This window comes from Kitasatospora sp. NPDC001175, from assembly GCF_053598215.1.
Genome location: NZ_JBSFJU010000055.1, coordinates 1 through 12,159, shown reverse-complemented (window position 1 = coordinate 12,159; position 12,159 = coordinate 1). Strand labels below are relative to the sequence as shown.

14 protein-coding genes and 2 pseudogenes are annotated in these 12,159 nt (G+C 69.8%); 5 read left to right on the top strand and 11 right to left on the bottom strand.

Translation table 11 applies throughout. The annotated features are described in order from the left end of the window. Positions 1–11 precede the first annotated feature (11 nt). The 10 genes and pseudogenes from ACWDAK_RS30180 to ACWDAK_RS30135 form a co-directional block, all read right to left on the bottom strand. Positions 12–320 (bottom strand): antibiotic biosynthesis monooxygenase family protein, encoded by a 309-nt coding sequence (locus ACWDAK_RS30180; RefSeq protein WP_344640582.1) that lies wholly within the window; start codon positions 318–320, stop codon positions 12–14. Continuing rightward, positions 317–640, bottom strand: coding sequence for an antibiotic biosynthesis monooxygenase family protein (locus ACWDAK_RS30175; RefSeq protein WP_344640581.1), 324 nt, complete (start codon positions 638–640; stop codon positions 317–319). Before ACWDAK_RS30175 ends, ACWDAK_RS30180 begins: the two co-directional genes overlap by 4 nt. Before the next feature lies 1 nt (position 641). Beyond that, positions 642–1,373 carry an SDR family NAD(P)-dependent oxidoreductase gene (locus ACWDAK_RS30170; protein ID WP_344640580.1) on the bottom strand — a complete coding sequence of 244 codons (732 nt, stop codon included), beginning with the start codon at positions 1,371–1,373 and terminating at the stop codon, positions 642–644. A 34-nt stretch (positions 1,374–1,407) separates the two neighbouring features. Continuing rightward, entirely contained in the window at positions 1,408–1,869 is a 462-nt protein-coding gene (locus tag ACWDAK_RS30165; protein WP_344640579.1) for a DUF1772 domain-containing protein, read from the bottom strand. Then, positions 1,869–2,351: an SRPBCC family protein gene (locus tag ACWDAK_RS30160; RefSeq protein ID WP_344640621.1), complete on the bottom strand. Its 483-nt coding sequence runs from the start codon at positions 2,349–2,351 to the stop codon at positions 1,869–1,871. The genes ACWDAK_RS30165 and ACWDAK_RS30160 overlap by 1 nt, the downstream gene beginning before the upstream one ends. Beyond that, positions 2,349–2,561: pseudogene (locus ACWDAK_RS30155) on the bottom strand (acyl carrier protein); the annotation flags it as partial. The gene ACWDAK_RS30160 and the pseudogene ACWDAK_RS30155, both read right to left, overlap by 3 nt. Before the next feature lie 24 nt (positions 2,562–2,585). Then, entirely contained in the window at positions 2,586–3,770 is a 1,185-nt protein-coding gene (locus tag ACWDAK_RS30150; RefSeq protein ID WP_427395362.1) for a ketosynthase chain-length factor, read from the bottom strand. Beyond that, positions 3,770–5,044 carry a beta-ketoacyl-[acyl-carrier-protein] synthase family protein gene (locus ACWDAK_RS30145; protein ID WP_344640577.1) on the bottom strand — a complete coding sequence of 425 codons (1,275 nt, stop codon included), beginning with the start codon at positions 5,042–5,044 and terminating at the stop codon, positions 3,770–3,772. Before ACWDAK_RS30145 ends, ACWDAK_RS30150 begins: the two co-directional genes overlap by 1 nt. Further along, the gene (locus ACWDAK_RS30140; RefSeq protein WP_344640576.1) at positions 5,044–5,526 is read right to left on the bottom strand and encodes a cupin domain-containing protein; all 483 of its coding nucleotides are present in this window, start codon (positions 5,524–5,526) and stop codon (positions 5,044–5,046) included. Before ACWDAK_RS30140 ends, ACWDAK_RS30145 begins: the two co-directional genes overlap by 1 nt. After that, positions 5,523–5,855, bottom strand: coding sequence for a TcmI family type II polyketide cyclase (locus tag ACWDAK_RS30135; protein WP_344640575.1), 333 nt, complete (start codon positions 5,853–5,855; stop codon positions 5,523–5,525). Before ACWDAK_RS30135 ends, ACWDAK_RS30140 begins: the two co-directional genes overlap by 4 nt. Before the next feature lie 183 nt (positions 5,856–6,038). Here ACWDAK_RS30135 and ACWDAK_RS30130 point away from each other — a divergent pair, with 183 nt between their 5' ends. The 3 genes from ACWDAK_RS30130 to ACWDAK_RS30120 all read left to right on the top strand — a co-directional run bounded on the left by ACWDAK_RS30130 (position 6,039) and on the right by ACWDAK_RS30120 (position 8,989). Continuing rightward, positions 6,039–7,181 (top strand): cytochrome P450, encoded by a 1,143-nt coding sequence (locus ACWDAK_RS30130; protein WP_427395361.1) that lies wholly within the window; start codon positions 6,039–6,041, stop codon positions 7,179–7,181. A 24-nt stretch (positions 7,182–7,205) separates the two neighbouring features. Next, on the top strand, positions 7,206–8,393 hold the full coding sequence (locus tag ACWDAK_RS30125) for a cytochrome P450 (RefSeq protein ID WP_427395360.1): 1,188 nt from the start codon (positions 7,206–7,208) through the stop codon (positions 8,391–8,393). 122 nt (positions 8,394–8,515) lie between these two features. Further along, positions 8,516–8,989, top strand: coding sequence for a pyridoxamine 5'-phosphate oxidase family protein (locus ACWDAK_RS30120; RefSeq protein WP_344640572.1), 474 nt, complete (start codon positions 8,516–8,518; stop codon positions 8,987–8,989). On the opposite strand, the gene ACWDAK_RS30115 is transcribed toward ACWDAK_RS30120, so the two are convergent. Beyond that, entirely contained in the window at positions 8,982–9,992 is a 1,011-nt protein-coding gene (locus tag ACWDAK_RS30115; RefSeq protein WP_427395359.1) for an LLM class flavin-dependent oxidoreductase, read from the bottom strand. The genes ACWDAK_RS30120 and ACWDAK_RS30115 overlap by 8 nt on opposite strands. Before the next feature lie 250 nt (positions 9,993–10,242). Between ACWDAK_RS30115 and ACWDAK_RS30110 the strand changes: the two genes are divergently transcribed. Both ACWDAK_RS30110 and ACWDAK_RS30105 read left to right on the top strand, forming a co-directional pair. After that, a complete protein-coding gene (locus ACWDAK_RS30110) occupies positions 10,243–11,436 on the top strand; it encodes a nucleotide disphospho-sugar-binding domain-containing protein (RefSeq protein ID WP_344640570.1) in 1,194 nt (397 codons plus the stop codon). Positions 11,437–11,470: 34 nt separating this feature from the next. Further along, positions 11,471–12,159, top strand: a pseudogene (locus ACWDAK_RS30105) (hypothetical protein); the annotation flags it as partial.

Genomic DNA, 12,159 nt, shown 5'->3' with positions numbered 1-12,159 from the left:
CACCGCCGGCTTCAGTGCTCCGCCTCGACCTCGTAGACGCCGAACACCGACGTGAGGTCGCGATTCTGGTAGGGCCGCAGGGGCGCAGTCGTATCGCGGTGGTCCGACCCGCTCTCCCACTCCCTGAAGGCGGCGGCGTTCTGCCACTCGCTCATGACCGCCCACTCGTCCGGGGCGTGGAAACCGCGCAACAGCTCGTTGCGGACCAGGCCCGGCGTTCCGTCGAGTTCCCGGCTGATGCGGTGGTAGATGTCCTCGACGCGCGCCTCCTCGCCGGGCGGCACCCGCAGATGGACCAGGACCCTTACGCTGCCCTTCATCCGTTGCCACCCTTCCCGTCCAGGCGGTGCAGGGTCCGCATGGTCGTCATCTCCCCGGCGGTGCGCAGCGGATCGAGCGACCTGCGGTGCTCCAGGTGCTGCGGGCTGCGTTCGTACGCGAGGAACGCCTCCCTGCTCACCCAGTCGCTGACGACGTAGAAGGCGTTGTCCCGCTCGCCCTGTGAGAGCCACTGGCCGACGTTGCCCGGCTCGTCGGCGATGCGCTCCGCACCGGCCAGCCAGGCTTCCTCGAACTGCTGCTCCGCGCCGGGCACCACGTCCATCCGCAGGGTCACCCGGAACAGTGAGGTGGCCGGCATCTCAGATGCCCCCGTCGACGGGGACGACGGCACCGGTCACATAGGACGCCAGGTCGCTGGCGAGGAAGAGCACCACGTTGGCCAGTTCCTCCGGCGTGCCCAACCGCTTGAGCCCGGTCATCTGCTGGTACCGCGACGTCACCTCCTCCGACAGCTCCACCTCGGTCTGGACGACACCCGGCGAGAGCACGTTGACCCGGATGCCGAGCGGGCCGAGTTCCTTGTTCAGCGAGCGGGTCAGGCCGATCAGCCCGGCCTTGGCCGCGGTGTAGTGCGCCCGGTTGTGGATGCCCGCCAGCGCCGACCCGGAGCCGACGTTGATGATCGAGGCGCCAGGACCGAGCAGCGGAACGGCTCGGTGGATGACGTCGTAGGCTGAGGTCAGGTTGGTGTCGAGGATCTCGCGCCAACCGGCCAGGTCGAGATCCTTGATCGGGACGTGGGTGATCCGGCCCGCGTTGTTCACGATGACGTCGAGGCCGCCGAACCTGCTCCGGCACTCGTCGATCAGGTGCCCGACATCCTCGCTCCTGCTGACGTCCGCGGTGACGATGTGATGCTCACCGGGCGTGGCCTTGAGCTCGCGGGCCAGCCTGTCGGCGGCCTCGCCGCCGGTGCGCGAGCAGGTCAGGACGTTGGCCCCGGCCCTGGCGAACGCCAGGGTGATGGCGGCGCCGATGCCCCGCGTCCCGCCGGTGACCAGGACGCGCTTTCCCGAAAGGGGTATCTCCATGTTCTGCCTTCCCCTCCTGGGGAGCGGTACGGGCTCAGCGGAGCCGCACCGTCGCCAGGATGTTGACTGTGAATGCGAGCAGTGCGATTGACGTACGAGTGGCGTTCCAGTTGCGCCAGCGCCGACGGGGGTCCCTGCTGGCCCAGTCGGCGGGCTGGTTGCCGGGGTCCAGGGATTTGACGTACCGGTTGACCGGCACGTTCTTGGTGATGGAGATCGCCATGACGCACAGCAGCAGAACGGCCGCGGCGGCGAACCCGGTCCGCGCCGTACTGTCTTCGGCCACGAACGCGAGCACCAGATCGAGCACCGCGGTGAACCCGTTCGTCAGCGGCATGATCGGGTCGTAGCGCGGCCACAGGAACTGCACCGTCTGCACATAGCGCTCAAAGGACAGGCTCAGCATCATCGGCACGATGCCGATGACGGTGGAGGCCATGATTCCCGCCGCGATGCCGTTCGTCAGGACGGCGACCGGGGCCAGCACCGTACCCATCAGGCCCGACCGGCCCGCTGCTCGACCAGCTTCTTGATCCGCTCCATCTGGACGGCCGTGTTGCGGTTCATCCGGTCCTGCATGGCCGCGTCGTCGAGCGGGGCCTCCGGCTTCAGGTGGAAGTCCTGGACCCACCTCATCTCCACGCCGTCCGGGGTCTCGCGGTACGCCCAGAAGATCTTCATGTACTCGAAGGCCCCGGTCTCCACGCGGTGCGCGTGCACCGTGCCGAGGTCCCGGTCCATGCGCCGCTCGGAGACCCAGCTCCACACGTTGTGGTTCTCGTCGGGCACCGTGGTCAGCCGGAAGCTGACGGTGTCCTCGCTGCGCTCCAGCACCTCCGCCGACGCGTACTCGCTGAACAGCTCCGGCCAGGACGCCACGTCGTTGGTCATCTCCCAGACCAGGTCGTACGGCGCCGCGATGACGATGCTGTTGTCGACGTGGCCGGCGCCGGACGCACCGTTGACGAAGGCGACGATCTCGCGGGGGGTGCGGGTCACCTCGATGACGCCGTCGGGAGCCGTCACCTTGTACTGGGAGTCGAGCACCGTGGCGACCTCCAGCATCGCCAGCGAGTCGAACCCCAGTTCCTCGAACGTCACATCGATGTTGTCGCCGTCCACGACGTCGATGTCCCCTGCGGCCTTCCGCAGTACGGCCCGCAGGTCAGCGAGCGTGAAACCGGTCATTGCTGTCACCACTCTTCCCTCCGCTCATCGCAGTTCGCCGGTGAGAACGACGGCCGAGTTGTGGCCTCCGCGGCCGCGCGCCAGCACCAGCGCCGTCCGCAGCCGCGCGGTCCGCGGCTGCTCCAGCACCAGATCGAGCCGGTACTGCTCCGGCACGTCAAGAACCCCGGTCGTCGGCGGGATCACGGAATCCCGCATCGCCAGCAGGGCGGTGGCGATGTCGAGCGCACCGCCCCCGGCGTAGAGCCGACCGACCATGGTCTTCGGCGCGGTCACCGGAACGCCGTACGGTCCGAAGACCGCCTCGATCGCCGCCGCCTCCTGCCGATCCAGCTCGGGCACGGCGGCCGCGTCGGCGAAGACCACGTCGACGGCTTCCGGGGGGAGCGCTGCGTCGGCAAGTGCCAGCTCGATCGCCCGGCGCAGCCCCGGCTCGCCGCCACTGCCGGGCCTGGGGTCGAAGGTCGAGGCGTGCCCGGCGACCACCCCGTAGGGCCTGCGGTGCGCGGCTGGCCGGTCCTCGACGATGAACATGGCACCGCCCTCGCCGGGGACATGCCCGTCGGCCAGCCGGTCGAACGGCCGGAACGCGCGCTCGGTGTCGGCGCCGGCCGAGATCCGGCCGCCCGCCCGCTGGCAGGCCAGGGCGTACGGGGACAGCGGGGCCTCCGTGCCCCCGGCCATCACCAGCCGGGCGCCCGACCTCACCACCCGGCGCGCCTGGGCCATCGCGTCCAATCCGGCGGCCTGCTCGGTGACCACGACACAGCTGGGGCCCCGCGCGCCGTACCTGATGGAGAGCTGGCCGGTGGTCGCCGCGTAGAACCAGGCGATCGACTGGTAGGCGCTGACGTGTGCGGGGCCCTGGGTCCAGAGCTTCCCGATCTCCCGCTGGCCGAACTCGTTGCCCCCCGAGGAGCTGCCGGTGACCACGCCGATCTCGTACTCGGACACGGTCTCCAGATCGATGCCCGCGTCCTGCAACGCCAGGGCGGTGGCGGCGATGCCGAACTGCGTCCACCGGTCGGTCCGCACGACCAGCTGGGCGGGCATGTACCGCGACGCCTCGAACCCCTCGACCACACCGGCGACGCCGTCCGCGATCGGCTCGATGCCGCTCTTGCCGTTCAGCAGCTCCGCCCAGTACGCCTCGTGGCCGATGCCGTTGGGCGCGACCACGCCGATTCCCGTCACCACACCGGGCCGCATCACACCGCCTCCGCCGCTTCGGGGCGGCCCAGCACCAGTGCGGTCTGGAAGCCGCCGAATCCGCTGCCGACGCTCAGTACCACGTCGGTCGGGTGCTCACGTGCCACGAGCGGCACGTAGTCCAGATCGCACTCGGGATCGGGATCGGTGAGGTTGGCCGTGGGCGGCACCACCCGGTGCTTCAGGACGAGCGCGCAGGCGGCGGCCTCCAGGGCGCCGATCGCGCCCAGGGAGTGCCCGATCATCGACTTGATGGAGCTGACCGGTACGGCGTAGGCGTGCTCGCCCAGGCTGCGCTTGAAGGCCGCCGTCTCGTGCCGGTCGTTCTGCCGGGTGCCCGAGCCGTGGGCGTTGATGTAGTCGACGTCGGTACGGTCCACCCGGGCCAGATCGAGAGCGGCCCTGATGGCCTCGGCCATCTCACGGCCGTCCGGCCGCAGGCCCGTCATGTGGTACGCGTTGCTGCGGTTGGCGAAGCCGAGGACGCTGCCGTAGCTGTGCGCACCCCTGCTCCGTGCGGCCCGCGCCTCCTCCAGGATCAGCACGGCCGCACCCTCGCCCAGCACGAACCCGTTCCGGCCACGGTCGAAGGGGCGGGAGGCGTGTTCCGGGTCGTCGTTGTTGGTGCTGGTGGCCTTGATGGCGTCGAAGCAGGCCGAGGTGATCGGCGAAATCGGCGCCTCCGAGGCCCCGGCGATCACGATGTCGGCCAGGCCGTCCTCGATGAGCTGAGCGGCCTTGCCGACCGCGTCCAGGCCCGAGGTGCAGCCGGTGGACAGGCACTCGACATGGCCCTGGGCGCCGCACTCCCAGGCCACCTCGGCAGCGATCGAGCTCGGTACCAGGTAGTCGTACAGGTCGGGGATCGCCCGCTGCTGATCGACCTGCCAGAGACGGCCGTGGTCGCTCACCTTCAGGTAATTCTCCTCCAGACGCATCGTGCAGCCGACCGCGCTTCCGATCACCACACCGACCCGCTCGGGCCGTACGGCATCCAGATCGAGTCCGCTGTCGGCGACAGCCTCGCGGGCGCAGGCCAGCGCGAACTGCGTCACCCTGTCCAGCCGCGCGACCTGCTCCTCGTCCAGCCCCGCTCGGGCCGGGTCGAAGTCGCACTCGGCCGCGACCCTGGAGCGGAACCCGGTGGCGTCGAACAGCGAGAGTGACCTGGTCGCGGTGCGGCCCGCCGTGAGCAGGTCCCAGTACGCGCGGACACCGACGGCGCCGGGCGCGACCACCCCGAGACCGGTTATCACCGCCTTCCGGTCGGCCATCAGAGCGCTCCGGCCTCACGTGCGGGCTCCCCGGACCGGGGAAGGGTCTCGGTGTCGACGTGGTCGAGAGCCTGGTGCGGAGCGGGGGGCGCCAGGGAGATCACGCACTCGGCGGAACGTCCGGACCGGTTCTCGACCCGGTGCCGGACCCCGGGCGGGATCCGCAGGCCTTCGCATGCGGCGACGGTCATGGGCTCGCCGTCGAACCGGACCACGATCTCGCCTTCCATGACGTACACGAACTCCTCGGCGTGGGGGTGATAGTGCTCGGTCACGAACTCCTCGGGGCCGAGCTTCAGGACGACGTAGCGGCAGTCCTTGGCGCGAGGACGGCCGGCCCCGGCCACGAACTGCTCGGGGCCGAACGCCAGGACGTCGGGGAACCCGCTCGTCGCATCGGGAACCGCGGATGCGAGGGCCGCTCGGAGGTCGCCGCCCCTGCGCAGGTTCGGGGTGATGTCGACCCAGCGGATGGGCTTCACGATGACTCTCCCGCCGACCACTGGTAGAAGACCTGCGCCATCGCGTCGCGGGGCTCGCGCCAACCCGGGTCGTACGGCCGCACGCACTTCGCCAATTCGAAGTTGAGATCTTGGAACAGCGAAGTCGAGCGTGCCCTTTCCAACCCGGGGCCAATTTCTGAGTCGGCTTCGATCAGATGGAAGTACAGATCGTGAAAGCCGAAGAGCATACGACGGCTGACGCCGACGATATTGGGGAGTTCGGTCCTGTCGGAATCGGCGAACAGCTCGGCGACTCGCGGCCTGTGAACCGGTTCCAGCCGGGCGACGATGAGCGTCCGATGCGTCATGTCAGCGATCCTTTCCGGTTTCCTCCGAGGAGGACCACTACAGCCTTGGGGAGATTGGTCAACTCTTGGTCCAGCGAAGTTGGGACCGGTCACCGGTGAGATCGGCACCAGATGGACTAGACCGGATTCCGAGCCTGTTGTCCCAGGGTGGGGTGGTCTATCCATACGTCGAAAGGACGGTCTGTGACCGGCCAGCCCTATGCCTATCCGTTCGTGTGGCCGTCACCCTTCGAGCAGCCGAAGGAGTTCTCGGGCCTCCATGACGAACCGGTCGTCGAAGTAATTCTGCCGAGTGGTGACGAGGCGCTGCTGATCACCCGGTACGAGGACATTCGCGCGGTCCTGACCGACCCGCGGGTCAGCAAGAATCGAAACCGTCCCGACATCGCCAGGATGACGATCAAGAAGGTCAAGGCATTCCAGAGCCAGGTGGACATGGATCCGCCCGCGCACCCGCGCATGCGTGGTCTGATTGCCAGGGCCTTCACACCGGCCCGGGTGGAGAATCTCCGGCCGCGAATCCGGGAACTGACGGGCGGCCTGCTCGACGCGATGGCCGCAGGCCCCCAGCCGGCGGACTTCGCCGAGGCGTTCGCGTTCCCGCTGAGCATCCAGGTCATCTGTGAGCTGCTGGGCGTGCCCGCTGACGAGCGCGAGCAGTTCACGCAGAGGACCGCACCGCCGTGGGACTACATGGCGGAACTGATCGAGCGAAAGCGCGCCAACCCGGGCGACGACCTGATCAGCGCCCTGATCCAGGTCCACGACGAGAAGGACGGGCGCCTGAGCTCACAGGAGCTGCACTGGTGGTCCACCATGCTGCTGCTGGCGGGCTACGAGACCAGCGCGAACCAGCTCTGCAGCGCGGTGGTCATGCTGACGAGCCACCCCGACCAGATGGCGAAGCTGCGGGAGGACCCGGCGCTGCTGCCCGGAGCGGTCAAGGAACTGTTGCGTTGCCAGGTGGTGGGCACGTCGCTGTCCATGCTGCGGTACGTCACCGACGACATCGAGGTCGGCGGTGTGACGATCCCGCGCGGCTCCAGCGTGATCACCGCCCTGGAGGTCGCGAACCACGACCCGGCGGCCTTCCGCTGCCCGGAACGCTTCGACATCACCCGCTCCGACGACCCGCCGCAGCTCACCTTCAGCGCCGGACGGCACTTCTGCGTCGGCGCCTCGCTGGCCAGGGCCGAACTGCAGATCGCGCTCGGCTCGGTGCTGGACCGGTTCCCGAACCTGCGGCTCGGCGTGCCCGTCGACCAACTGGTCCGTACCGAGGACGCCTTCACCCAGGGCTTCACCGAGGTCCCCGTCACATGGTGAGCCCAGATCCAGAAAGGCCGTGTCATGGCTGAACCGTTCCCTTACCCGTTCCCGCGGCCGACGGCCCTGGGAATCCCGGAACAGATCGCCGGGGTCCACGACGATCCACTGCTGCCCGTGGTGCTGCCGAGCGGTGACGAGGCCGTGCTGCTGACCCGGTACCGGGACGTGCGCCAGGTGCTCACCGACGACCGCCTCAGCCGCAACCTCAGCCGCCCGGACGCGGCCCGCATCAGCCGCAACAACAGCATGTTCCAGGACCCGCGCATCAACCCCGACCCGCCGGAGCACACGCGGGTGCGCAGCCTGGTCGCCAAGGCGTTCACCGCGACGCGGGTGAAGAAACTGGAGCCGCAGATCCATGCGATCGCCGATGAGCTGCTCGACGACATGGAGCGGACCGGTGGGCCCGTCGACCTGAACGAGGCGCTGGCGTTCCCGTTGCCCGTCCGGGTCATCTGCAGGCTGCTGGGCGTCCCCGATGAGGACGTGGCACTGTTCCGCCACTGGACCGCGACGTTCCTGTCGGTCAGTCAGTTCCCGGCCGAAGAGATCAAGAAGTCGATGGCTGACATGAGTCGGTACATCGCCGCACACATCGAGGCCCGTCGGCAGGACCCCGGGGGCGACCTGGTGAGCGCCATGATCCGGGCACACGACGAGGAAGGCCGGCTGAGCGAGTACGAACTCCAGTGGTGGTGCCGGCTGTTGCTGCTCGTGGGCTATGAGACGACTGCCACCCAGCTCGGCGGCGGCGTGGCCATGCTGCTCAGTCATCCGGACCAGCTCAGCCTGCTGCGCGAGGACCCCTCGCTCCTGCCGAGCGCGATCGAGGAACTGCTGCGCTGGAAGATCGTCGGCTCCTCGGTGTCGATGCTGCGGTACGCGACCGACGACATCGAGCTGGAGAACTGCACGATCAAGAAGGGCATGAGCGTCATCCCGGCAGCGGACTGCGCCAACCAGGACCCCGGCCAGTTCCCGGACCCACTGTCCTTCGACATCACCAGGTCCGAGAACGCGCATCTCACCTTCAGCCTGGGCCCCCACTTCTGCATCGGCGCCGCCCTCGCCAGGGCCGAACTGCGAATCGCCACCGAGGCGTTGCTGAACCGCTTCCCGACGCTTCGGCTCGCGGTACCCGCAACCGACCTGAAGCGGATCGAAGGCGCGCTGCTGGAGGGGTTCACCGCGATACCGGTGACCTGGTAGCCGTCGCGGGTCCCGGCCGCGCCCGGGGCCCGCGTCCGCGCCCGGGCGTCGCCGATGCCCACCCCTTTCCCAGCCGACGGCGAGCCCAGGGCCGCCGTCGGCCGTCCTACCCCGGAGGCCACATGTCCGCGTCCAAAGCCCGACCCGTCCGCCCCGGCGGCGCCAATCCGAGGTCACGCGCCCAGCGCCGCGCCGACACCGAGCGGCTGCTGGCCGACGAGCGGCACCTCTGGCTGGCCAGCGGCGGCCCGCGACCGCACCTGGTCCCCCTCGCCTACGTCTGGGACGGTGGCGTGATCACCATGGTCACCCGCCGGGCCACCCGCACCGCCCGCAATCTGCTGGCCGACGGCGTCGTGCGGGCGGCGTTCGGCTCGGCAACCGACGTCGTCCTGGTCGACGGCACGGTCGAACTGACCGAACCGGCCGAGGACCCCGCCGACGTCCGGGCCCGCTACGCCCGGCTGCCGCTGGACCCGGCCCGGGTTCCCGGTGCCGTGGGCGTCCGCCTGACTCCCCGGCGGATCCTCGCCTGGCGGAGTCTGGCGGAGCTGGAGCACCGTGTGATCATGGACGACGGGGTCTGGCTCACCTGACCTCCGCCAGCCGCAGGCCCTCCGCCGCGCCGCGTACCACCGCGAGCTGTCCGTCGAGCGTGCGGTCGAGAACGGTCAGGCCGAGCGTGGTGACACCCGCCTCGGCGTACTCGGCGATCCGGGACGCGATCCGGTCCACGGGCCCGATCAGCCCGGTCCGGTCCATGAACTCGAACGGCACCGCCCGCGCCGCCCCCGCCCGGTCGCCGGCCGCGCACCTGGCGTGGATCTCCTCGGCCGCGTCTTTGAAACCCATCGCGACCGCGAGGGCGAAGTAGATGCCGCGTTCCTTGCTGCCCAGTCCGACGAAGTTGGCGTAGTAGCCGCGCAGTCGATCGGCCGCCTCCCGCGGATCGTCGGCGATGGCGATCGGGACCGAGGGCACCACCTCGAAGCCGTCGAGGTCGCCTCGCACCTTCCGGACGTGTTCGAGCGCCTCGGCGATGCGCTCCGGCGGGCTGAAGACCCCGATCCAGCCATCGGCGATCTCACCTGCCAGTTCCAGGCTGCGCGCGCCGACCCCGGCCAGGTACACGGGGATGTCGGCGCGGACGGGTGCAGCCACGAGGTGCGCGGCCTCGTCGGACCCGGCAGGGGGCAGCTGCAGGTGGCGCCCCGAGTAACGGACCGGTTCACCGCGCAGCGCCATCCGCACGACCTCGACGTACTCCCGCAGGCGGGTCAGCGGCGCGGTGAAGGGCACGCCGTACCAGCCCAGGGACACATCGGGGTTGGAGACGCCGAGCCCGAGCCTGAACCGCCCGCCGGACAGGCTGTCGAGGGTTGCTGCGGTGAGGGCGCTCATCACCGGCGTGCGGGCGGGAACCTGCATCACGCCGGAAGCCAACCCGATCCGCCGCGTTCGAGCCGCGACGGCGCCGAGCACGCTGGGGGCGTCCGAACGGAACCCCTCCGGTACGAGGGCCATGCCGTACCCCAGCCGCTCGGCCTCCTCCGCAACCTCACAGGCGGTCTCGTGCGAAAGGAAGACCCCAAGCTCCATGACTGACTCCTTCGTTGGATTTCCGCATCATCACCGCCGGTTCTGAAGCCCTGGCAGAGCGCCACTCCACGCCGTGCGGATTCCCCGCCGCTGCGCCCCCGCCCGCCCCCTCGGCCCGCGCTGGGGCCTCGCTGAACTTCGGCGGACACGCCGACCAGCACCATCCGAGACGCGATTCACCGGAGCATGAACGATCTCCGAGAGTCAACCCGCAGGATCTCAACCCGGAGAGACCAGGTAAGGATTCAGGATGCGCGTATTGTTCACCAGTTGGGCCTGGCCCTCGCACTACATGCCGCTGGCCCCACTGGCCTGGGCGTTGCAGGCGGCGGGTCATGAGGTCCGTGTCGCGAGTCAGCCCAGGCTCACGCCCGTGATCACCGACTCCGGCGTCGCAGCCGTGCCGGTCGGTCCCGATCTGGACCACGACGAGGTCCGCGGCCGTCAGATGGCGGGCCTGTCGTTCTCCTCCGTCCCACGGGTTCCCGCGGCGGGTGCATCGATGGACACCTGGCAGCCGGAACGCATCCGACGGGTCCGTCGGGTGTTCGGCACCTTCGCCGCCTACTCCGACGCCATGCTGGACGATCTCGCCAGCTACGCCCGGTTCTGGCGTCCGGACCTGGTCGTCTACGACCCCACCACCTATGCCGGGCCGCTGGTGGCGGCGATGCTCGGGGTGCCCGCGGTGCGGCACGTGCACGGCATCGACGTCACGTACCAGGCCCGGCAGATTGTTCCCGGGCTGATCCGGAGTATGGCCGAGCGTCTCGGGCTCGACGAGGTGGACGCCCTCGGTGCCGCGACCGTCGACCCGTGCCCGCCGACCCTCCAGATCCCCGCGGACGTGAGCCGCATCCCCGTGCGCTACGTCCCCTACAACGGCCCCGCGGTTCTGCCGGGTTGGCTCAGGGAGAAGCCGGCCCTGCCACGTGTCTGCGTCACCTGGGGAACGTCGACCAGCCGCCTCACGGGGCCCGACACCTTCGTCCCGGCCCGGCTCGTCCAGGCGCTGTCGGCCATGGAGGTCGAGGTCGTCATGGCCCTGGCCGAACAGGATGTGCACAGGCTCGGGGAGGTTCCGGCCAACGTCCAGGTGGTCGACTCGCTCGCGCTGCACCTGGTCCTGCCGAGCTGTGACGCGATCATCCACCAGGGTGGCAACGGCACCCTGCTGACCGCCGCGCTGCACGGTGTCCCCCAGCTGGTCTTCCCCCAGATACCGGACCAGATGTTCCAGGCCGAGCGCATCGTGCTGGCCGGGGTCGCGGACTCGTTGCAACCAGATCAGTTCAGCGAGTCCGAGGCCGCGAAACGGCTCGAAGCGATCCTGACCGCGGCGTCATACCGATCCCGTGCGCGCGCGCTCCGTGAGGAGATGCTCGGGCAGCCGGCACCGGCCGAGGCCGTCGCCCGGCTCGAACAGCTGGCCGCCGAACAGTAATAGATCCCAAGCTGGGGCCTGAGGAGGAAGACCGATGCGTGCGTTGTTCATCACGTGGGCCTGGGGCTCGCACTACTACCCGATGGTGCCGTTCGGTTGGGCGCTGCGGGCCGCCGGCCACGAGGTGATGGTGGCCAGCCATCCGTCCTTCACGCCCACCATCACCCAGGCGGGGCTGCCGGCCCTGCCCGTCGGCAGCGACATCGACCTCAAGGCCCGTGCCGCCGCCGCGTTCGACAACTGGCGCCCGAACCGCGAGGACGAGAGCCCTCGGTCCGTCGCCGAGATCGAACGACGAGCCATCCGGTGGACGGGGCTGGCGTCCGAAAGCGCGGTGGCGATGGCCGAGGACACCTACCGTTTCGCCGAACAGTGGCGACCGGACTTCGTGGTCTACGAACCCCTGGCCTACCTCGGCCCCGGCCTCGCCGGGGACCTGGGGGTGCCCGCGCTGCGGCTGCTGTGGGGACCTGACTTCATCGCCTCGATCGTGGAGCGCCAGAAGGACGTCTTCGCCTCGCTGGCCGGGCGGGTCGGGCTCGACATGGCGCGGTCGTTCGGTGATGTGACGTTGGATCCGTGCCCGCCGTCGCTGCAGGTCCCCGCCGACGACGTGGTCCGCCAGCCCATGCGCTACATCCCGTACAACGGACCCGCCCAACTGCCCGCCGCACTGCGCACACCGCCCGAGCGACCCCGCATCGTGGTCACCTGGGGCGGCTC

Bases quoted from the DNA above. Each gene is read 5' to 3' on its own strand.
- ACWDAK_RS30115 (WP_427395359.1), bottom strand. From the start codon at position 9,992: ATGGAGCTTGGGGTCTTCCTTTCGCACGAGACCGCCTGTGAGGTTGCG.
- ACWDAK_RS30170 (WP_344640580.1), bottom strand. From the start codon at position 1,373: ATGGAGATACCCCTTTCGGGAAAGCGCGTCCTGGTCACCGGCGGGACG.
- ACWDAK_RS30110 (WP_344640570.1), top strand. From the start codon at position 10,243: ATGCGCGTATTGTTCACCAGTTGGGCCTGGCCCTCGCACTACATGCCG.
- ACWDAK_RS30180 (WP_344640582.1), bottom strand. From the start codon at position 320: ATGAAGGGCAGCGTAAGGGTCCTGGTCCATCTGCGGGTGCCGCCCGGC.
- ACWDAK_RS30125 (WP_427395360.1), top strand. From the start codon at position 7,206: ATGGCTGAACCGTTCCCTTACCCGTTCCCGCGGCCGACGGCCCTGGGA.
- ACWDAK_RS30175 (WP_344640581.1), bottom strand. From the start codon at position 640: ATGCCGGCCACCTCACTGTTCCGGGTGACCCTGCGGATGGACGTGGTG.
- ACWDAK_RS30165 (WP_344640579.1), bottom strand. From the start codon at position 1,869: ATGGGTACGGTGCTGGCCCCGGTCGCCGTCCTGACGAACGGCATCGCG.
- ACWDAK_RS30120 (WP_344640572.1), top strand. From the start codon at position 8,516: ATGTCCGCGTCCAAAGCCCGACCCGTCCGCCCCGGCGGCGCCAATCCG.
- ACWDAK_RS30135 (WP_344640575.1), bottom strand. From the start codon at position 5,855: ATGACGCATCGGACGCTCATCGTCGCCCGGCTGGAACCGGTTCACAGG.
- ACWDAK_RS30150 (WP_427395362.1), bottom strand. From the start codon at position 3,770: ATGCGGCCCGGTGTGGTGACGGGAATCGGCGTGGTCGCGCCCAACGGC.
- ACWDAK_RS30145 (WP_344640577.1), bottom strand. From the start codon at position 5,044: ATGGCCGACCGGAAGGCGGTGATAACCGGTCTCGGGGTGGTCGCGCCC.